Source organism: Streptacidiphilus sp. ASG 303 (assembly GCF_020991365.1).
GTDB lineage: Bacteria > Actinomycetota > Actinomycetes > Streptomycetales > Streptomycetaceae > Peterkaempfera.
The window spans coordinates 80634-100069 of record NZ_JAJLRA010000007.1 but is presented as its reverse complement, the minus strand read 5'-3'; the positions used below and the strand labels follow the sequence as shown (position 1 = coordinate 100069).

The following is a 19436-nucleotide window of genomic DNA, read 5'->3' as shown; positions in this document are numbered from 1 at the left end:
GTCAAGGGCGGTGCGCGGAACGTCAAGGACACGGCCCTCCCGGTCGGGAAGGCTCGGTCCCGCCACAGCCGTGGCCCGACACCACGACAACGGGGAGACCACCATGCACGCAGAGCACCGCCGCCGGACCGCCCTCCGGCTGGGCGCGGCGACGACGGCCCTGGCGGGCCTGGCCGTCGCCGCGGCGGCCGCGCCCGCCTCGGGCGCCCAGGCGTCGCCGCACGCGTCCTACGGCTACACGACCCGGATGGTCTTCGACAAGAACCCCTCCGACCCGACGAACAGCAGGCTGTACTGGCGGGTCTACCGGGTGGAGGACTCGGGCCGGCAGCGGCTGGTCGTCAACGCCTCCTGGCGCGCCGGCTCGGGGATCGGCGTGAAGGACGACTGCGCGAGCAACCGGGGCTGGCTGCCCAACGGCTCCTACGACGTCACGCTGTACACGGCCTACAACGGCAGCGCGATCAAGGGGGTGGCGTTCCGGCTGAGCGACAAGCGCTGCCACAACGGCACCGGCCGCTGGCGCACCGAGCTGTTCGTCCACAGTGAGATGACCCGCACGGGGGGCCAGAACTCGCGCGTCGAGTCGCAGCGCTGGGACGGCAACGGCGACTACCGGTCCAACGGCTGCATCAAGCTCAAGCCTGCGGACATCAAGGCCCTGGCCTCGTACTTCCAGAAGTACCACCGGGCCGGCACCAGGGTCGCGGGCAAGCTGACCGTCGTCTCCTGAGCCGGCGCCCCCGGCGGCCCGGTGCCCGGCGGGGCACCGGGCCGCCGCGGGACGGGCCGCCGCGGGACGGGCCGCCGCGAGGAGGCAGGGGGGCGGCCGGAGGCGGGGACGGCCGGTTCAGCCGCGGGTGGCCATGGCGCGCAGGAAGAACGCCAGGTTGGCGGGGCGCTCGGCGAGGCGGCGCATGAAGTAGCCGTACCACTCCTGGCCGTAGGGCAGGTAGACGCGCATGGTGGCGCCGGAGCGGGCGAGCCGCAGCTGCTCCTCGGGGCGGATGCCGTACAGCATCTGGTACTCGAAGGAGTCGGCCTTGCGGCCGTTCCACTCGGCGAGCTGTCCGGCGATCCGCACCATGCGGGGGTCGTGGGAGGCGACCATCGGGTAGCCCTCGCCGCCCATGAGGACCTTGAGGCAGCGGACGTAGTTGCGGTCGACCTCCTCCTTCTTCTGGAAGGCGACCGAGGCGGGCTCCTGGTAGGCGCCCTTGCAGAGCCGCACGCGCGAGCCGGCGCCGGACAGGTCGCGGCAGTCGGCCTCGGTGCGGTGCAGGTAGGCCTGGAGGACGACGCCCAGCCACGGGAAGTCGGCGCGCAGCTCGCGGGCGATGCCCAGGGTGGAGTCGGTGGTGGTGTGGTCCTCCATGTCGAGGGTGACCGTGGTGCCCGCGGCGGCGGCGGCCTCGCAGATGCGGCGCGCGTTCTCCAGGGCGACCTTCTCGCCGTCCTGCGGGAGGAACTGCCCGACGGCGGAGAGCTTGACGGAGACCTCGGCGCTCCCGGCCAGGCCGGTCTCCTTCAGGGCCTCCAGCAGCAGCTCGTACGCCTCGGCGGTGGCGGCGGCCTGGACGGCGTCGCGGGTGTCCTCGCCGAGGTGGTCGAGGGTGGTGCGGCGCCCGGTGGCGGCCAGCTCGCCGCAGGCGGCGAGGGCGGCGTCGAGCGGCTCGCCGGCGACGAAGCGGTCCACGATGGCCCGGGTCGGCGGCAGCTTCTCCACCACGGTGCGCACCTGCGGGGAGCGGGAGGCGGCGAGGATCGCGGAACGGAGCACGGTTACTCCTGGGGTCACGGGCCGCGCCGGGGTGGCCGGGAGGCGGCTGCGAGGAGGGGTGTGGGGTGGGACAGGGCGGACGCGCCACCGGGGGGAGTGGGCGGCGCGCCCGCCGGACGCGCCCGCGCGGGCCGGCCGGGGGGAGTGGCCGGCTGCGCCTGGCGCGCCGGGTGCCGCGCGGGGGGAGTGCGCGGCACGTGCGGTGGCCGGACCGGGTGGGGTCCGGCAGGGTGACCCGAGGGGCGCTTGCCCGGCGCCGCCGGACCCAAACACGGGTCCGGCGGGCGCACGGGCGTCCGCCCCGGCGGGACGCCGGCCGGGGGCCGGGATCCCGACGGTCCGTCAGCCCATGTGGGGGTAGCGGTAGTCCGTCGGCGGGACGAAGGTCTCCTTGATGGAGCGGGTGGAGGTCCAGCGCAGCAGGTTCTGGGCGGCGCCGGCCTTGTCGTTGGTGCCGGAGGCGCGGCCGCCGCCGAAGGGCTGCTGGCCGACGACGGCGCCCGTGGGCTTGTCGTTGACGTAGAAGTTGCCGGCGGCGAACCGCAGCTTCTCCATGGCGTGGGCGACGGCGGCCCGGTCCCGGGCGATGACGGCGCCGGTCAGCGCGTAGGGGGCGACGGACTCCATCTGGTCCAGCACCTCCTCGTACCGGTCGTCCTCGTAGACGTGGACGGCGAGGATCGGGCCGAAGTACTCCTCGCGGAAGTACTCGCTCTCCGGGTCGGAGCAGACCAGGACGGTCGGGCGGACGAAGTAGCCGACCGAGTCGTCGCAGGTGCCGCCGGCGAGGACCTCGACCGTCGGGTCGGCCTGGGCGCGGTCCAGGGCGGCCTTGTTCTTCGCGAAGGAGCGGGCGTCGATGACGGCGCCCATGAAGTGGGACAGGTCGGTGACGTCGCCCATGGTGAGGCCCTCGACCTCGTCGCGCAGGCCGTCCCTGATCCGCTCCCAGACCGAGGCGGGGACGTAGGCGCGGGAGGCCGCGGAGCACTTCTGGCCCTGGAACTCGAAGGCGCCGCGGACCATCGCGGTCCTCAGCACGGCCGGGTCGGCGGAGGGGTGGGCGACGATGAAGTCCTTGCCGCCGGTCTCGCCGACCAGGCGCGGGTAGCTGCGGTAGGTGGCGATGTTCTCGCCGACCGTGCGCCACAGGTGCTGGAAGGTGGCGGTGGAGCCGGTGAAGTGGATGCCGGCCAGCTCGGGGTGGGCGAGGGCGACCTCGGAGACGGCCAGGCCGTCGCCGGTCACCATGTTGATGACGCCGGCGGGCAGGCCGGCCTCCTCCAGCAGCTGCATGAGCAGGTGGGCGGAGAACTGCTGGGTGGGGGACGGCTTCCAGACCACCGTGTTGCCCATGAGGGCGGGGGCGGTGGGCAGGTTGCCGGCGATGGCGGTGAAGTTGAACGGGGTGATCGCGTAGACGAAGCCCTCGAGGGGGCGGTGGTCGGCGCGGTTCCACACCCCGGGGGAGGACACCGGCTGCTCGGCGAGGATCTGCCGGGCGAAGTGCACGTTGAAGCGCCAGAAGTCGACGAGCTCGCAGGGGCTGTCGATCTCGGCCTGCTGGGCGGTCTTGGACTGGCCCAGCATGGTCGCGGCGGCGATCGTCTCCCGCCACGGGCCGGCCAGCAGGTCGGCGGCCCTCAGGAAGACCGCGGCGCGGTCGTCGAAGGAGAGCGCGCGCCAGGCGGGGGCCGCGGCGAGGGCGGCGTCCACCGCGGCCTGCGCGTCCTCGCGGGTGGCGTTGCGCAGGGTGCCGAGCCGTGCGGCGTGGTTGTGCGGCTGCACGACGTCGATCGGCTCGCCGCCGCCCATGCGGCGCTCGCCGCCGACGGCCATGGTCAGCTCGACCGGCTCCGCCGCGAGCCGCTTGAGCTCGGCCTCCAGCCGGGCCCGCTCCGGGGTGCCGGGGGCGTAGCTGTGGACCGGCTCGTTCACCGGCGCGGGGACCTGGGTCACAGCATCCATGCGCACGCTCTCCTTCGAATCGCCTCTGGCCGCGGGTCTCGCGTCCCTGCCCACGGTAGGAGCTGATATGCGTCCCACCGTTGTCGCCGCGGCTAACATCGGGGGCGACGGCTTGTCCGTCCGTACGAAGGCCGGCCCGGCGCGAGCGGGCCGTGCGCAAGCGGGCCGCAACGGGAGCGGGGTGGGCACGGTGGCCGAGCGGACGCCGACCCCGGGCGCGCCGGGGCAGGGGCCGCAGCAGGGGCCCCGGCCGGGTGCGCTGCAGGGTCCTCCGGCCGTGCCGCGGCCGGGCCCTCCCCCGGCTCCGGAGGAGGGCATCAGCCTGCGCCAGCTGCTGATGTCGCTGGGCGAGCCCCTGGTGGAGCTGCAGGCCGCCCCGGCGGGCCTGGACGTCGAGGTGCGGGACGTGGCGATCCTCGACCCGGAGGACCCGCCCCAGGCGCTGCCCGGCGAGCTGGTCCTCGCCATCGGCGCCCGCGGCCGGGCGGCGCTGCCCGCGCTGCGGGCGGCGGGCGCGGCGGGCGCGGCGGCGGTCGCGGTGAAGCTGGACGCGCCCGGCCAGGCGGCACCGCTCAGCGAGGCGGCCGCCGAGGCCGGGGTGGCGCTGCTGTCGGTGCGCCGCGAGGCCCGCTGGGAGCACCTGGACGCGCTGGCCCGCGCGGTCATCGGCAGCGGCCGCCAGGAGACGGGGGCGGGCGGCGGGGAGGCCAGCGGCGACCTGTTCTCGCTGGCGCAGACCACGGCGGTGCTGACCGGCGGCATCGTCTCCGTCGAGGACACCTCCAGCCGGGTGCTGGCCTACTCGCGCTCCTCCGACGAGGTGGACGACCTGCGGCGGCTGTCCATCCTGGGCTGGCAGGGCCCGGAGCCGTACCTGTCGAAGCTGCGGGAGTGGGGCGTCTTCCAGCACCTGCGGACCTCCGGCGCGGTGATCGCCATCGAGGAGCACCCGGAGCTGGGCATCCGGCGGCGCCTCGCGGTGGGCATCCGGGCGGGCACGCAGCCGCTGGGCACCATCTGGGTGCAGGAGGGGTCACGGCCGCTGGACCCGCGCTCCGAGCAGGTGCTGCTGGGCGCCGCCCGGGTCGCGGCGCTGCACCTGGTGCGCCGCCGCCGGGAGGTCTCGGCGGACCTGCGGCTCACCCAGTCGCTCCTGGCCGGGCTGCTCGACGGCTCCACCGGCCCGCAGTCGCTCGCCACCCACCTGGGGCTGGACGCCCGCCGCCCGGCGCTGGTCGTCGGCTTCGCCCTGCACGCGGACGGGGCCGGCGCGGAGGCCGCCGGGGCGGACGCCTCGCCGGTGGAGCTCACCCGGGCCGAGCTGACCGCCCTGATCTCGGTGCACGCCGCCGCGCGGCACCACAGCGCCCTGGTCTCCCCCGCCGAGTCGCGGGTGTACGTGCTGCTGCCGGAGCTGCCCGCGGGCCTCTCCCCCGCCACGGTGCGCGGCTGGGTGGTGGAGATCGCCGAGGCGGCCGGCCGCCACCTGGGGGTGCGGCTGCGGGCGGCGGTGGGGCCGGTGGCGCCGCACCTCGGCGGGGCGCACGGCTCGCGGCGGGAGGCGGACCGGGTGCTGGCGGCGATGGAGCGCGGCACGGTCGGCGCGGCCGTGGCGGCGCTGGAGGAGGTGCGGGCCGAGGTGGTGCTGGGCGAGGTGCTGGACCTGCTCGCGGAGCGCCCGGCGATGCGCGACCCCCGGCTGTCGGCGCTGACGGCGCGCGACGCCCGCCAGGGGACCCGGCTGGCCGAGTCGGTCCTGGCGTACCTGGACGCCTTCGGCGACGTGCGGGCCGCGGCGGAGCGGCTGCACGTCCACCCCAACACGCTGCGGTACCGGGTCCGCCGGGCGGAGGAGCTGGCGGGCCTGGACCTGGCGAGCCCGCAGCAGCGGCTGCTGGCCATGCTCCAGCTGCGGCTGGACGCGGCGCCCGGCCCGGGGGACGGCGCGTAGCGCCCCGGGGCCGGACCCGGACGGGGCCGGGAGGGGTCAGGCGCGGCCCTCGGCCTGCTTCCTGATGCGGCTCCACCTGCCGGTGATCGCCAGCATGATGCCGGGGGTCTGGATGTTGGCGAAGAGGGTGTCGCCGTCGGCGGAGAAGGTGACTCCGGTGAACTCGCTGTACTCGGGCGCCTCGGCGGTGCCGATGTTCAGCTCGTTGCGGGCGACCGGGTAGGTCCGGCCGTCGGGCAGGGTGCCGAACAGGTGCGAGACGCCCTCGCCGTCCTCGGCGATGACCAGGCCGCCGTGGGGCGAGACGGTGATGTTGTCCGGGCCGTCGTAGTTGCCGTCGTCGGCCCACACGTCGGCGTTGACGCCGAGCAGGACCTTGAGGGTGATGGTGCGGCGGGCCGGGCTGTAGAACCAGACCTGGCCGTCGTGCTGCACCGGGGACTCGGTGCGGGCGAAGCTGGCGACGAAGTAGAAGCCGCCGTCGCCCCACCACATGCCCTCCAGCTTGCGGGAGCGGGTGACCTCGCCGTCCGCGAACTGCTTGCGGACGGGGACGGTCCGGGCGTCGCGGTCGGGCACCCTCACCCAGTCGACGCCGTAGACGGTGCCGACCTCGGTGGCGCGGGAGAGGTCGTCGACGTGCTTGCCGCGGCTGTCGAAGACCTTGAAGGCCTCCAGGACGCCGGCGTCGTCGGCGAGGGTGCGCAGCCTCCCGCGGCCGTGCTCGAAGCCGGCCGGCGGGGTCCAGCGGTAGAGCAGGCCGTTGGGGCCGGCGGCGTCCTCGGTGAGGTAGGCGTGGCCGCGCCCCTCGTCGACGACGACGGCCTCGTGGGCGTACCGGCCGAAGGCCTTGACCGGCCTGGGGTCGCGGTTGGCGTCACGGTCGTACGGGTCGACCTCGAACACGTAGCCGTGGTCCTTGGTCATGCCCTTCTCGCCGGCCTTGAGCTCGGTCTCCTCGCAGGTCAGCCAGGTGCCCCAGGGGGTGCGGCCGCCGGCGCAGTTGGTGGCGGTGCCGGCGATGCCGACCCGCTCGGAGACCCGGGCGCCGTGCTTGTGGACGTCGACGACGGTGCAGCCGCCGGCCGCCGCCGGGTCGTAGACGTGGCCCTCCAGGTGGGGCACGGGGGCCTTGGCGGCGGCGAGGGTGCCGCTGATCTCGTGGTTGTTGACCAGCAGGGTGCCGCCGCCGGGGCGGGGGAAGGCGGCGGTGCCGTCGTGGTTCGACGGGGTGGTCTCGCCGGTCTCCAGCCGGGTCTTCCCGCTGTACGTGATGATCCGGTAGCTGAAGCCCTCGGGCAGGGCGAGGATGCCGGCCGGGTCGGGGACGAGCGGGCCGTAGCCGAGCGCGGTGGCGGCGCCGGCGGGGGCGGCGCCGCCCTGCGGGGCGGCGATCGCGCCGGGGGCGGTGGCCAGCACGTCGGCGCTGCCGGCGATGAGGACCCCGGCGCCGGTGAGCGCCGAGCGGTTGACGAAGTCCCTGCGGGACAGCGGCATGGGTGTCACTCCCTGGCTGGGGCGGAGCCGGCCCCTGCGGCCGACGCGCAGCAGGCTCCTGCCGCCCGCTGAACGGGGGGCGAACCGGGGGGCGCGCCGAGATGGACGCTTGACCATCTCTTTGCACCCGCTTGCCTCCCCCTTGCCCCGGGGCGGGAGGACGGGCCGCGGCGCGGGGCCGGGGTCCCGCGGTCCCCGGGCCGGGCGGAGGGCCCGGCCCGGGGCGGCCGGCGGAGGTCCGCGGCGGCCGGTACCGCCGGTCGGTGCCCCCGGCCGGTGCCGGGGGCGGCCGGTGCGCCGGTCAGTGGCGGCGGCGCCGCGCGCGGCGCCAGCGCTCCCAGGCCGCCAGCCAGTCCTCCAGCGCCGACTCGTGGGCCCGCAGGTCGCTCCAGACGGCGTGCCACGCCTGCTGGGCGCGCAGGCTCGGCACCTCGCTGCCGAAGACGGCGTGGCGGACCGTCTCCTCCACCGCCTGCCGCCCGTCCTCGGTGCCGATCGCCCAGTCGGCCCGCTCCGCGAGCCATCCGAGGTGGTTGACCATCGAGGTGACGGACTCGTCGGCCTCCTGCCGGCTCTCCGAGGCGAGCCGCATCTGCTGGCGGACGGCCTCCTCCCACAGGTCCCGGTCGTCGTCGGCCCGCAGCCGCCGCGGGGTGCGCGGGACGCGGCCCGAGCTGAGCTGCTCGGCCAGGATCCGGGAGCGCTCCATGGAGCCGAACGCCAGCCTGCGGTGGGCCTCCAGACCCACCGGCGCGGCGGCCTCCGCTCCCCCGGCGCCGGCTCCGTCGCGCGCCGCGGCCCGGCGGGCCTCCTGGTCCTCCAGCAGGAGGGCGCGTCCGGCCAGGTACGGGCCGAGGTCCCCGGTGGCGGCCAGGGCGGCGGAACCGGCGGGCAGTCCGCGCGCGGTGACGGTCAGTCCGACCTCGCCGCGCGGGCGGTGGAGCGTCAGCTGGGCGGCCCACAGCTCCGCGCCGCCGGCCTCACCGGGCTCCTCCACCCGCAGGCGGGCGGGGACGGGCACGCCGTCGACCAGCAGGGTCCGCTCGGCGAGCCGGGCGCGGCGCGGGCCGTCGCCCTCGTCGAGGCCGGTCAGGTCGAAGAGGCGGTCGCGCTCGTCCTCGATGACCTCGTCGAGGCCGCTGAGCACCTCGCCGCGCAGGTCGTCGCCGGTGAGGGCGGTGCGGACGGAGACGTAGGGGCCGCCCGGGGCGTAGGGATCGCCCGTGCAGAGGGTGAACGAGAGCAGTTCGCCGTTGACGCTGTGCCAGCCGCCGAGCAGCCGCATCCCCGGCAGCCCGGGGGCCGCCGTGTAGGGCAGCCGCCCCGCGCGCCGCCAGGAGGCGAGCGCCGCCGCCACCTCCTCGGCGCCCGGCTGCCGCCCGCCGCGGCCCCCGGCCGCCCCCGACCCGTCCCTGCCGTACTGCACGTCGCCGTGCCCCCTGCCTCCGCCGGTCCGCCGTTGCGTCCTCGCCCTCACGATACGTTGGTACGACTTCGGGAGTGCACCATTTGCGTGCGCCGGTGCGGACGCTGCGTGACGGCGGCGCCGGGGAGGCGGCGGGGGGCGCCGGAATGGCCGTCAGCAGCGCCGCCGCGCACGGGCACCGGCGGGCACGCCGCAGCCCGGCCGGGGCGGGTGCGGCTCCTGCCGGGCTGCGGCTGCGGCTGTGCGGTGGTGCGGGGGGGCGCTACGGGCGGCGGGAGCGGGCCTTGTAGGCGGCCTTGCGGGCCTCCTTGGCGACCTGCCTGTCCCCGTGGTGCTCGCCGATGGCGTCCAGCACCTCGGCCGTGCAGGGGTGCTCGACCCGCCACAGCTCGCCGAGGAAGGCGGTCGGGTCGGGGGCGAGCGGCAGGCCGCCGACCAGCTCGGCGAGGAGCTCGGGGTCGACGTCGGGGTCCATCAGCTGGGCGGCGAGGGTGTCGACGGTGGTCCACAGGGCCATGGCGCGGTCCGGCTCGGGAACGTCGGTCGCGCCCCGCTCGACCAGCCACGCGCGGGCGAAGCCGCCCAGCTCGGGGTCGTCCAGCACCTCGCGCAGCGCGGGCCCGGGGTCGGCGGCGAGCTGGTTGAGGGCCAGCTGGCAGAGCATCCGGCGGAGCGGGCCGAGGGTGTCGGAGCCGCGCGCGGCCGCCAGCAGCTCGCGGGCGGCGGGCAGCGGGTCGCGGCCCGCCAGCCACTCGCGGATCTCCTCCTCGGGCAGCACGTTGACCGCCTCCGAGACGCCGCGCAGCAGGGCGGCGGCGTCGCCCTGCGCGTGCTCCCCGACGAGCGGGGCGTCGTACCCGTCCTCCAGCAGCCACTGCCGCACCCCGTACTGGCCGAGCGGGGTGAGCCGCACGAGGCCGAACCGGGCCGCCTCCTCGTCGTCGACGGGCGCCTCGGACAGCGTCTGCGCCTCGCCCTCGCCGTCCTCGGGCTCCTCGAAGAGGTCCGGGTCGATGGGCCGGTACTCGACCATGCCGATCTCGGCGAGGTCGGCCAGCATGGGGTCGAGGGCGACCATCACGGTGGTGATGTCGCCGAGCATCTCCTCGGTGGGCTCCTCGCCGTCCGGGACGACCAGCAGCGCGGCCAGCACGCCCAGCGGCACGGTCTCGGCGCCCTCCTCGGCGAAGGCGGTCGACTCGTACAGCACCTGGAGGGCCTGGTCCAGCAGCTCCCGGGCCTCCTCGCGGGCCTCCTCGAACTCCTCCAGGGCGGCCGCCGCGGCCTCCTCGTCCAGCTCGTCGGCGTCCTCGCCGGCCAGCTCGGTGGGGTCGGGGAACGGCGCGTCGGCCTCGACGGCGGTGTCGAGCACCACGTCGGCGGCGCTCAGCCACGCCTCCAGCACGGCCTCCGGGTCGCCGGACTCGACGGCCTCCAGCTCCTCGCCGGGCCGGGCGACACTGCCCTCGCCCTCCCCCGGGCCGGCGTCGCCGACCGCGATCAGGTCCAGGTCGACCGCCAGCGACCAGGCCCGCATGACGGCGGCGGCCGTGCTGTCGGCGTCCTCGCCCCCGCCGTCCCCGCCGGCCCCCTCCCCCGCGGGGAGGCCGAGCGCGGCGGCGGCCTCGGCCTCCAGCTCGGGGCCGGGCTCGCCGAACTCGTCGACCGGGCGGTGGGGGGCGGTCCAGCGGGCGAGGCGCACGGCGCGCTCCAGCAGCGGCACCGCCATCGCGGCGGCGGCCAGCTCGGCCTCGGGGAGCAGGCGCACCGGGGGGACGAACACGGGCGCGTCGTCCGGGTCGGGGTCGTCGTCGAAGCCGCCGGCGGGACGGGCCCCGTACAGCTCCTCGACGCCCAGGTCGGCGGGGAGCCTGCCGACCGGCTCCGCGTCCGGGCCGGTCGCCGACGGGCTGTCAGGGGTGTTGCGGCGTCGTCCGGCCATGGTGGCACGTTCTCCTCGGACTGGCACGGGTGAGGTGGTCGGGGCGGGCCCGGCGCGGGCGCGGGGCCCGGCCGCCTGGCCCGGGGCCAGCCTAGCCGTCCGGCGACCGCCCGGGCCGCCACGCACGGCCCGCACCCGGGGTGTGCCGCGGGGCTGCGCCGACGGGCGGTCCCGGCGTGCGGGACCGCCCGGTTCCCCGCTCCGGGAGCCGCCCCGGGGCACGTGCCCCGGGCGGCGGGGCGGCGCTCAGCGGGGCGGCGCCTGGCGGCGCGGCCGCAGGCCCGGCTCCTGGCGCGGGGGCTGCTGGGCGCCGCGGGGGAACGACGGGGGCGGCAGGGTCTCGACGGCGGTCTCGGCCGCCAGGAGGTGCCCCGCGGTCTCCGGCAGCCGGGGCGGCCGGGCCAGGCCGCCGTCGAAGCGGAAGACCGAGGTGAGGTCGCCGAAGGCGGACCGGCGCCAGTCCGAGATGTTGGGCTCCCGCACGCCCGTGACGCGCTCCAGGAAGCGCAGCTGCGAGGTGTGGTCGAAGGGCTCGGACGCCACCCAGCCGCCGACCGTCCACGGCGAGACGACCACGCAGGGCACCCGGAAGCCCGCGCCGATCGGCAGGCCGCCGACGACCTCGTCCGGCGTGTCCGGGCGCGGCACGGGCGGGGGGACGTGGTCGAAGAGGCCGTCGTTCTCGTCGTAGCTGAGGACGAAGGCGGTCTTGGCCCAGACCTCGGGGTTGGCCGCGATCGCCTCGATCTTGGAGGCGATGTAGTCGGCGCCGGCGGCCGGCAGGTAGTCGGGGTGCTCGCACTGGTAGCTGGTCGGGATGATCCAGGAGACGGCCGGCAGCCGGTCGTTGAGGGCGTCCTCCTCGAAGGAGCCGGCCGGCAGGGCCGCCAGCCCCCGCTCGTACAGGGGGTCGCCGGGCCGGGAGCGGCGGAAGGAGGCGAAGCGGGTCAGCAGGTTGCAGCCGTAGTTGTCCTCCTGCTGGTAGACCCGCCAGCTGACGCCCGCCGCCTGCAGCCGCTCCGCGTAGGTGGTCCAGCGGTACGGCTCGGGCGCCTTGTTGGCGATGACCGGTCCGCCGAGGGTGCCGCCGGGGTCGATGGTGCCCGTCATCCAGTAGAGGCGGTTGGGCCAGGTGGGGCCCATTACCGAGGAGAAGTAGTGGTCGCAGACGGTGAAGGACTCCGCGAGCGCGTAGTGGAAGGGGATGTCGTCGCGGGTGTAGTACCCCATGGTGAACGGGCCGTTGTCGCCGTCGGCCCGGCGGTGGGCGCGCACCCAGCGGTCCATGCGGCCGTAGTTCCAGGACTCGTGCTGGACCTCCCAGGCGTGGCCGGTGGAGGGGATGGCCTGGGCGCTGGTGCGGTGGGTGTCGAGGTGGAAGGGGAGCAGGAAGCCGTCGGGGCTCCCGGGGTCGGGCTGGTGGAAGACGTCGCGCCCCGAGGAGAGGACCAGCGCGGCGGGGTCCCCGAAGCCCCGGACCCCGGCGAGCGTGCCGAAGTAGTGGTCGAAGGAGCGGTTCTCCTGCATGAGCAGGACGACGTGCTCGACGTCGCGCAGCGAGCCGGGCAGCGGCCCCGCGGCCACCGCCTTGCGCACGCTGGGCGGCAGCACGGCCGCCGCCGCGCCCGCGGCCGTCGCGGCCGCGGCACCGAGCAGTCTCCGTCGGGTCGTCCCGGACATGTGCCGCGCCTTTCCGCCGTGCCGCCGGCAGGTCGAGGGGGTCGCGGCCGGGCGGGGCCGCACTCGACTCTCACCGGCGGACGGCCCGGGGAGCGGCAGGCGCCGGGCGGCGCACGGGCGGTTTCAGGGGTACGGGGGAACCCGGCTGCTCCGACCGGGGGAGCCCCGGGGGGCGACCGGTATGCCGAACCGACTGTCCGACCGCAGGGCCCGGCCGCAGGAACCGGCCGTCCGCTCACCGGGCCCGGCCGTCCGGAAGCCGGTCGCGGGGACGTATCCTTCGCAGTGGTCCTGCACGCACGACGTCAGGCATCCGGGGCGACGGAGCCCCACGCACCCGCAACCCGGCTCCCCCGGATGCCCGCCGGACGGCCCCCCACCCACGGGGCCGCCCTCCACGGGCGCGTCGGCACACCCCGCCGGCCCGGTCACGGAGCCCAGGCCCACAGGAGACCCACGACCGTGGTGGACCTCGGGTCGGCCGGAACCCGGCTGACGGAATCCCTTCTGCCGCGCGAGCTCGCCCCCCGCGAGCTGCTGCGCCTCTCGGCGGTGAGCCGCTGGAACGCCGCCCGCGGCGTCCGTGTCGGCCTGTCGGCCGCCGTGCTGCTCGCCCTGCTCATCGGCGCCAACCTGGCCACGCCGGTCTACCCGCTGCTCCAGCAGCGGCTCTCCCTGACGGCGCTGGACACCACCCTCCTCTTCACGGTGTACGTCTTCGCGCTGATCCCCGTGCTCGCCGCGGTCGGCCACTGGTCGGACCACCTGGGCCGCCGGGCGCTGCTGCTGCCCGCCGTCGCGCTCTCCGCCGCCGGGGACGCGCTCTTCGCGACCGCCGGCACCTTCACCCAGCTCGCAGCGGGCCGCGCCGTCCAGGGCGTCGCCGTCGGCATGGCCACCGGCGCCGCCGGGGCGGCGCTGACCGACCTGCTGCCCGACCGGCCGGGACTGGCCGCCAGGCTGACCCTGGCCTGCTCGGCGGGCGGCGTGGCCGCCGGCCCGGTGGTCGGCGCGGCGCTGGCGCACGGCGAGCACCCGGTCCACGTGCCGTTCCTCGCGCACGCCGTGCTCCTGCTGGCCCTGTGCGTGCCGCTGGCGCTGCTGCACCCCCGCAGCCCCGGGCACCAGACGCCCGACCGGCGGGCCTCGGCCCCGGAGGGGCGGCCGGCCCGGGCCGCGCTGCGGCCGCGGGCGCTGGCCCTGCCGTCGGCCGGACGCCGGACGTTCCTGCTGGCGGCGGGCACCGGCTTCGTCAGCTACGCGGTCTTCGGCGTCTACCTGAGCCTGGCACCCGGGTACAGCCGGGCGCTGCTGCACACCGACTCCCGGATGACCGGCGCGGTGGTCGCCGCGCTGCTGCTGGCCGCCTCGGGCGCCGCCCAGCTGGCGGTCCCTGCCGCGCCGGGCCGGCTGGTGCCGGTGCTGGGCATGGCGGGGCTCGCGGCGGGGCTGGGCACGGTGGTGGCGGCCGGGCCGCTGCACGCCCCCGCCCTGCTGGTCGCGGGCAGCCTGGTGGGCGGCGCCTGCCAGGGCGTGGCGTTCCGCTCCCTGTTCACGGCGGCCTGCGCCGCGATGGACCCGGAGCGGCGGGGCAGCCAGCTCAGCGCCTTCTGGGTGATCGTCTACCTGGGCAGCTCGCTGCCGATCGTGGCGGTGGGCGCCGCCGCGCAGCACGTCGGGCTGCAGGCCGCGTTCAGCGGCTTCGCCGCGGTGGCCTGCGCCGCGTGCCTGGCCCTGTCGGCGGCGGCGGCCCGCCGGACCTGAGGCCGGTCCGGCCCTCCGGAACCGGCGCCCGCCGCCCGCAGACCCCGCCGCCCGCCCGGGCGGCGGGGTCGTGCCCGCCCGCGGCGTGCCGCGGACGGGCGGGCGGTGCGACCGGGCCTACCGGCTCACTTCACGAACCGGTACGTGAAGGGGTAGCGGTAGTCGACCCCGTTGTGGGCCTGCAGCGCCGCGACCACGCTGAGGACCGTGCCGGCGGCGAGCGCGGCGAAGAAGGTGAGGAACCCGACGAGCACCAGCATCAGCGGGAAGCTCACCACCACGGCGATCAGCACCATGAGGTGGAAGTTCAGCGCCTCGGCCGCCTGCCTGCGGACGAACTCCGAGCGCTTGCCCATCGTCAGCATGATGACCACCGGCCCCAGGATGCTGAGCACGAAGAAGCTGAGGTGGCCGAGGAGCGCCCACATCCGCTCCTCGTCGGGGCGCAGCGGCGGGCCGGGGGGCACGGGCTGGGCCGGCGGGTACCCCGGCTGCCACGGGCCGGCCGGGTGCCCCTGGGGCGGCGGGCCGGACGGAGCGCCGACGGGCGGCGGCGGAACGGAGCCGGAGGGCTGCGGCGGGACGGAGCCGGAGGGCGGCGCGGGCTTGACGAAGGGGTCGCCGTCGGGTGCGGGCGTCTGCGCGGACTGGTCCGAGGTCATAGCCGTACTGTCGGGGCGCCGGCCCCCGCCGTCCAGGGCCCGGGCACGCCCGCCCCGACCTGGGACCCGCCCGTTGCACGTCCGTCACGAACGGGTGACCCCGCCCCGGCGGCCGACGGGCCCGGCACCGCCCCCGCACGCCGCCGCCCCGCCGCCCGGGGCGGGCGGCGGGGCGGCGGGGTGCCGGGGGACGGCGGGGACCAGGGGGTCAGACGTTGAAGCCGAGGGCGCGGAGCTGCTCGCGGCCATCGTCGGTGATCTTGTCGGGGCCCCACGGCGGCATCCAGACCCAGTTGATGCGCAGGTCCTTCACCAGGCCGTCGGTGGCGCTCCTGGCCTGGTCCTCGATGACGTCGGTGAGCGGGCAGGCCGCCGACGTCAGGGTCATGTCGATCGTGGCCACGTCGGCCTCGTCGATGTGGACGCCGTAGATCAGGCCCAGGTTGACGACGTCGATGCCCAGCTCGGGGTCGACGACGTCCATCAGGGCCTCGGTCAGGTCCTCCACCGAGACGGTGCCGGCGGTGGTGCCGACGATGCCGTTCTGCTCGGCGGGGGCGGCCGGGGCGGCGGCCCCGGACCCCTGCGGCTCGGTCCCGGCGGCCGGGGAGGCCGCGGGTGCCGAGGTGGTGCTCTCGGTCTCGCTCATGCTGCGTCCTCCTTCGGACTCACTCGGGGCGCTGGGCCAGGGCCTGGGCGGTGGCGTCCTTCCAGGCCATCCAGCTCAGCAGGGCGCACTTCACGCGGGCGGGGTACTTGGAGACGCCGGCGAACGCCACCGCGTCCTCCAGCACCTCCTCGTCGCCCTCGCCCTGGCCCTTGCTCTGCATCAGCTCCAGGAACGCCTCCTGGACCTGCTGCGCGTCGCCGACGGACTTCCCGACCAGCAGGTCGTTCAGCACCGAGGCGCTGGCCTGGCTGATGGAGCAGCCCTGCGACTCGTACGACACGTCGGCGACCACCGGGCCGTCGAGCCTCACCCGCAGGGTGATCTCGTCGCCGCACGTCGGGTTGACGTGGTGGACCTCGGCGTCGCCGTCCCGCAGCCCCTTGCCGTGGGGGTTGCGGTAGTGGTCCAGGATGATCTCCTGGTACATCGAATCGAGCTTCACGGTGTGCGGGTCCTCCTACCCCTGTCAGCCCGCCCCGAAGAAGCGCCGCACGTGGTGCAGCCCCTCGACGAGCGCGTCGACCTCGGCCGGTGTCGAGTACAGGTAGAACGACGCCCGCGTGGTCGCGGGAATTCCGTACCGCAGGCAGACCGGCCGGGCGCAGTGGTGGCCGACCCGGACGGCGATGCCCTGCTCGTCGAGGACCTGGCCCACGTCGTGCGGGTGGATGTCGCCGAGCGTGAAGGAGATCGCCGCGCCGCGGTCCTGGGCCGTGCCCGGGCCGATGATCCGCAGGTCGGGGACCTCCAGCAGCCGCTCCACGGCGTACGCGGTGATCGCGTGCTCGTGGGCCGCGATCGCGTCCATGCCGATGCCGTTCAGGTAGTCCACGGCGGCGCCGAGGCCGACGGCCTGGGCGATCGGCGGGGTGCCGGCCTCGAACTTGTGGGGCGCGGGCGCGTACGTGGAGGAGGACATCGAGACGGTCTCGATCATCTCGCCGCCGCCGAGGAAGGGCGGCAGGTCCTCCAGCAGCTCGTGGCGGCCCCACAGCACGCCGATGCCGGTCGGGCCGAGCATCTTGTGGCCGGTGAAGGCCACGAAGTCGGCGCCGAGCGCCTGGACGTCCAGCACCATGTGCGGGGCGGCCTGCGAGGCGTCGACCACCACGATCGCGCCGACGTCCTGGGCGCGGCGGACGATCGCCTCGACCGGGTTGACGGTGCCGAGGATGTTGGACACCAGGACGAAGGAGACGACCTTGGTCTTCTCCGTGATGACCCGCTCGATGTCCGACAGGTCGAGCCGGCCGTCGTCGGTGAGGCCGAACCACTTCAGCGTCGCGCCGGTGCGCTGCGCGAGCAGCTGCCACGGGACGATGTTGGAGTGGTGCTCCATCTCGGTGATGACGATCTCGGCGTCCCGGTCCACGCGGTAGGGCTCGTCGGCCCAGCCGAGCATGTTGGCGACCAGGTTCAGCGACTCCGAGGCGTTCTTGGTGAAGACCACCTCGTCGCGGCTGGGGGCGTTGACGAAGGCCGCGACCTTGTCGCGGGCGCCCTCGTACAGCGCCGTGGCCTCCTCGGCCAGCACGTGCACGCCGCGGTGCACGTTGGCGTTGTGCCGCTCGTAGTAGGAGGTGAGGGCGTCCAGGACCTGCTGCGGCTTCTGGGAGGTCGCGGCGTTGTCGAGGTACACCAGGGGCTGCCCGTCGTGCAGCAGCCGCTGCAGGATCGGGAAGTCCTTGCGGATCGCGTCGGTGTCGAGCAGACCGGGGAGGGTCACTCGGAAGCGCCTCCCTTCACGTACGCCTCGTAGCCCTCGTCCTCCAGCTTGTCGGCGAGCTCGGCGCCGCCGGACTCGACGATGCGGCCGTTCGCGAAGACGTGGACGTAGTCGGGCTTGATGTAGCGCAGGATGCGCGTGTAGTGCGTGACCAGCAGGGTGCCGACCTCGCCGGACTCGCGGACCCGGTTGATGCCCTCGGAGACGATCCGCAGGGCGTCGACGTCGAGGCCGGAGTCGGTCTCGTCGAGGATCGCGATGCTCGGCTTGAGCAGCTCCAGCTGGAGGATCTCGTGGCGCTTCTTCTCGCCGCCGGAGAAGCCCTCGTTGACGTTGCGCTCGGCGAAGGCCGGGTCCATGTGGAGCGCCGCCATGGCCTCCTTGACCTCCTTCACCCAGGTGCGCAGCTTGGGGGCCTCGCCGCGGACCGCGGTGGCGGCGGTGCGCAGGAAGTTGGAGACGGAGACGCCGGGGACCTCGACCGGGTACTGCATGGCGAGGAAGACGCCGGCGCGGGCGCGCTCGTCGACCGACATCGCGAGGACGTCCTCGCCGTCGAGGGTGACGCTGCCGCTGGTGACGGTGTACTTGGGGTGCCCGGCGAGGGAGTAGGCGAGGGTGGACTTGCCGGAGCCGTTGGGGCCCATGATGGCGTGCGTCTCGCCCTGCTTCACGGTGAGGTCGACACCGCGGAGGATCTCGCGGGGACCGTTCTCGGCCTCGACGGAGACGTGCAGGTCGCGGATTTCAAGCGTGGCCATGGGGACTCAGGACTCCTGGGTGACGGAGACGAGAACCTCGTCCCCTTCGATCGTGACGGGGTACACCGGGACGGGCCTGGTGGCGGGCAGCCCGGAGGGCTTCCCGGTGCGCAGGTCGAAGCTGGAGCCGTGCAGCCAGCACTCGATCATGCAGTCCTCGACCTCGCCCTCGGAGAGGGAGACGTTGGCGTGGGAGCAGATGTCGTTGATCGCGAACACCTCGCCCCCGGTGCGGACCAGCGCCACCGGCACGCCGTCGATCTCGACGCGGCGGGGGCTGTCCTCGGCGAGGTCGGCGAGGGAGCAGGCGCGGACGAAGCCCTGGGGAGCGGCGGTCATGAGAGCGTGGCCTCCAGCTCGGCGTCGATCCTCTCCAGCAGGCGCTCCTGGACGTCCGGCAGGCCGATCTGCTGGACCAGCTCGGCGAAGAAGCCGCGGACCACCAGGCGGCGGGCCTCGTCGGCGGGGATGCCGCGGGCCTGCAGGTAGAAGAGCTGCTCGTCGTCGAAGCGGCCGGTCGCCGAGGCGTGGCCGGCGCCGACGATCTCGCCGGTCTCGATCTCCAGGTTGGGGACCGAGTCGACGCGGGCGCCGTCGGTGAGCACCAGGTTGCGGTTGAGCTCGTAGGTGTCGGTGCCCTCGGCGGCGGCCCGGATCAGCACGTCGCCGATCCACACCGCGTGCGACTCCGCGCCCTGCAGCGCGCCCTTGTAGGCGACGTTGCTGCGGCAGTGCGGGGTGTCGTGGTCGATGAAGAGGCGGTGCTCCAGGTGCTGGCCGGCGTCGGCGAAGTACAGGCCGTACAGCTCGGCCTCGCCCCCGGGGGCGCCGTAGACCACGCGGGGGTGGAGGCGCACCAGGTCGCCGCCGAAGGTGACGACGACGGACTTGAAGGAGGCGTCGCGGCCGATCAGCGCGGTGTGCTGGGCGGCGTGCACGGCGGTGTCGTCCCAGTCCTGCACGGAGACGACGGTCAGCTTGGCGCCGTCGCCGACCAGGTACTCGACGTTGGCGGCCAGGACGGCGTCGCCGGTGTGCTCGATGACGACGACGGCCTCGGCGAACGCGCCGAGCTCGACGACCTGGTGGCCGTAGGCGGTGCCGCCCTCGCCGTGGACCGAGATCCGGACCGGCTCGGTGAGCACGGTGTCCTTCGGGACGGAGACCACGGAGGCCTTCTCGAAGGAGGAGAACGCCTGGGCGGCGATCCGGTCCACCGGCTTGCCGGTCCTGCCGACGCGCGGGTCGGTGCGGTCCACGGTCTCCTGGGAGACGCCCGCGGGCGCGGTGACCTCGACCCGGACGCGGCCGCCCGCCTCGGCGGTGCCGTCGTGCAGGCCGCGCAGGCGGTGCAGCGGGGTGAACCGCCAGTTCTCCTCGCGTCCGGTGGGCACCGGGAAGTCGGCCACGTCGTAGGAGGCGACGGCCTCCGCGCGGGCGTCGACCGGCTGGGCGGCCGCGGTCGCGCGGCCGGTGCCGGGGCCGGCGAGCTGCGCGCCGGCGCCGGCCGTGCCGACCTCGATGGACCCGGCCGTCGTCGCGCCGGGGGTGTTCTGGACATCAGCCATGGCTGAGGCTGCTCTCGCTTCCTGGTGGTCCGGGTGGGTCT

The 19436-nt window shown here is 75.6% G+C and carries 16 protein-coding genes; 3 read left to right on the top strand and 13 right to left on the bottom strand.

The window, feature by feature from the left end:
- The first annotated feature begins 103 nt into the window (after positions 1 to 103).
- Entirely contained in the window at positions 104 to 733 is a 630-nt protein-coding gene (locus tag LO771_RS12185) for a hypothetical protein (protein ID WP_230651249.1), read from the top strand.
- A gap of 117 nt (positions 734 to 850) precedes the next feature.
- Here LO771_RS12185 and LO771_RS12180 read toward each other — a convergent pair whose 3' ends face one another.
- Positions 851 to 1780, bottom strand: coding sequence for a proline dehydrogenase family protein (locus LO771_RS12180; RefSeq protein ID WP_230651247.1), 930 nt, complete (start codon positions 1778 to 1780; stop codon positions 851 to 853).
- Positions 1781 to 2122: 342 nt separating this feature from the next.
- Positions 2123 to 3748 carry an L-glutamate gamma-semialdehyde dehydrogenase gene (pruA, locus tag LO771_RS12175; protein WP_230651244.1) on the bottom strand — a complete coding sequence of 542 codons (1626 nt, stop codon included), beginning with the start codon at positions 3746 to 3748 and terminating at the stop codon, positions 2123 to 2125.
- A 277-nt stretch (positions 3749 to 4025) separates the two neighbouring features.
- On the opposite strand from pruA, the gene LO771_RS12170 reads away from it, so the two are divergent.
- Positions 4026 to 5699 carry a CdaR family transcriptional regulator gene (locus LO771_RS12170; protein WP_230651242.1) on the top strand — a complete coding sequence of 558 codons (1674 nt, stop codon included), beginning with the start codon at positions 4026 to 4028 and terminating at the stop codon, positions 5697 to 5699.
- Between the two features lie 36 nt (positions 5700 to 5735).
- Here the strand turns inward: LO771_RS12170 and LO771_RS12165 are convergent, their stop codons facing one another.
- The 4 genes from LO771_RS12165 to LO771_RS12150 all read right to left on the bottom strand — a co-directional run bounded on the left by LO771_RS12165 (position 5736) and on the right by LO771_RS12150 (position 12244).
- A complete protein-coding gene (locus LO771_RS12165; RefSeq protein WP_230651240.1) occupies positions 5736 to 7196 on the bottom strand; it encodes an alkaline phosphatase PhoX in 1461 nt (486 codons plus the stop codon).
- 301 nt (positions 7197 to 7497) lie between these two features.
- Positions 7498 to 8622: a hypothetical protein gene (locus LO771_RS12160; RefSeq protein ID WP_230651238.1), complete on the bottom strand. Its 1125-nt coding sequence runs from the start codon at positions 8620 to 8622 to the stop codon at positions 7498 to 7500.
- Between the two features lie 262 nt (positions 8623 to 8884).
- The gene (locus LO771_RS12155; RefSeq protein ID WP_230651236.1) at positions 8885 to 10564 is read right to left on the bottom strand and encodes a hypothetical protein; all 1680 of its coding nucleotides are present in this window, start codon (positions 10562 to 10564) and stop codon (positions 8885 to 8887) included.
- 246 nt (positions 10565 to 10810) lie between these two features.
- The gene (locus LO771_RS12150) at positions 10811 to 12244 is read right to left on the bottom strand and encodes an alkaline phosphatase family protein (RefSeq protein WP_230651232.1); all 1434 of its coding nucleotides are present in this window, start codon (positions 12242 to 12244) and stop codon (positions 10811 to 10813) included.
- Between the two features lie 462 nt (positions 12245 to 12706).
- On the opposite strand from LO771_RS12150, the gene LO771_RS12145 reads away from it, so the two are divergent.
- Positions 12707 to 14008 carry an MFS transporter gene (locus LO771_RS12145; protein WP_230651229.1) on the top strand — a complete coding sequence of 434 codons (1302 nt, stop codon included), beginning with the start codon at positions 12707 to 12709 and terminating at the stop codon, positions 14006 to 14008.
- A 125-nt stretch (positions 14009 to 14133) separates the two neighbouring features.
- Here the strand turns inward: LO771_RS12145 and LO771_RS12140 are convergent, their stop codons facing one another.
- From LO771_RS12140 to sufD, 7 genes are all read right to left on the bottom strand, one after another.
- Positions 14134 to 14670, bottom strand: a complete 537-nt coding sequence (locus LO771_RS12140) for a DUF4870 domain-containing protein (protein WP_230651226.1) — start codon at positions 14668 to 14670, stop codon at positions 14134 to 14136.
- A 208-nt stretch (positions 14671 to 14878) separates the two neighbouring features.
- On the bottom strand, positions 14879 to 15319 hold the full coding sequence (locus tag LO771_RS12135; RefSeq protein WP_374228154.1) for a metal-sulfur cluster assembly factor: 441 nt from the start codon (positions 15317 to 15319) through the stop codon (positions 14879 to 14881).
- Between the two features lie 19 nt (positions 15320 to 15338).
- Positions 15339 to 15782 (bottom strand): Fe-S cluster assembly sulfur transfer protein SufU, encoded by a 444-nt coding sequence (gene sufU, locus LO771_RS12130; protein WP_230651224.1) that lies wholly within the window; start codon positions 15780 to 15782, stop codon positions 15339 to 15341.
- Between the two features lie 24 nt (positions 15783 to 15806).
- On the bottom strand, positions 15807 to 17066 hold the full coding sequence (locus LO771_RS12125) for a cysteine desulfurase (protein WP_230651222.1): 1260 nt from the start codon (positions 17064 to 17066) through the stop codon (positions 15807 to 15809).
- The gene (sufC, locus tag LO771_RS12120) at positions 17063 to 17827 is read right to left on the bottom strand and encodes a Fe-S cluster assembly ATPase SufC (protein WP_230651219.1); all 765 of its coding nucleotides are present in this window, start codon (positions 17825 to 17827) and stop codon (positions 17063 to 17065) included. The genes LO771_RS12125 and sufC overlap by 4 nt, the downstream gene beginning before the upstream one ends.
- 6 nt (positions 17828 to 17833) lie before the next feature.
- Positions 17834 to 18166 (bottom strand): bifunctional 3-phenylpropionate/cinnamic acid dioxygenase ferredoxin subunit, encoded by a 333-nt coding sequence (locus LO771_RS12115; protein ID WP_230651216.1) that lies wholly within the window; start codon positions 18164 to 18166, stop codon positions 17834 to 17836.
- Positions 18163 to 19395, bottom strand: a complete 1233-nt coding sequence (sufD, locus tag LO771_RS12110) for a Fe-S cluster assembly protein SufD (protein WP_230651213.1) — start codon at positions 19393 to 19395, stop codon at positions 18163 to 18165. Before sufD ends, LO771_RS12115 begins: the two co-directional genes overlap by 4 nt.
- Between the last annotated feature and the right edge of the window lie 41 nt (positions 19396 to 19436).

Coding starts and splice junctions, on each gene's coding strand:
- LO771_RS12150 (WP_230651232.1), bottom strand. CDS start 12,244: ATGTCCGGGACGACCCGACGGAGACTGCTCGGTGCCGCGGCCGCGACG.
- LO771_RS12185 (WP_230651249.1), top strand. CDS start 104: ATGCACGCAGAGCACCGCCGCCGGACCGCCCTCCGGCTGGGCGCGGCG.
- LO771_RS12140 (WP_230651226.1), bottom strand. CDS start 14,670: ATGACCTCGGACCAGTCCGCGCAGACGCCCGCACCCGACGGCGACCCC.
- sufC (WP_230651219.1), bottom strand. CDS start 17,827: ATGGCCACGCTTGAAATCCGCGACCTGCACGTCTCCGTCGAGGCCGAG.
- LO771_RS12135 (WP_374228154.1), bottom strand. CDS start 15,319: ATGAGCGAGACCGAGAGCACCACCTCGGCACCCGCGGCCTCCCCGGCC.
- LO771_RS12115 (WP_230651216.1), bottom strand. CDS start 18,166: ATGACCGCCGCTCCCCAGGGCTTCGTCCGCGCCTGCTCCCTCGCCGAC.
- pruA (WP_230651244.1), bottom strand. CDS start 3,748: ATGGATGCTGTGACCCAGGTCCCCGCGCCGGTGAACGAGCCGGTCCAC.
- LO771_RS12155 (WP_230651236.1), bottom strand. CDS start 10,564: ATGGCCGGACGACGCCGCAACACCCCTGACAGCCCGTCGGCGACCGGC.
- sufD (WP_230651213.1), bottom strand. CDS start 19,395: ATGGCTGATGTCCAGAACACCCCCGGCGCGACGACGGCCGGGTCCATC.
- LO771_RS12165 (WP_230651240.1), bottom strand. CDS start 7,196: ATGCCGCTGTCCCGCAGGGACTTCGTCAACCGCTCGGCGCTCACCGGC.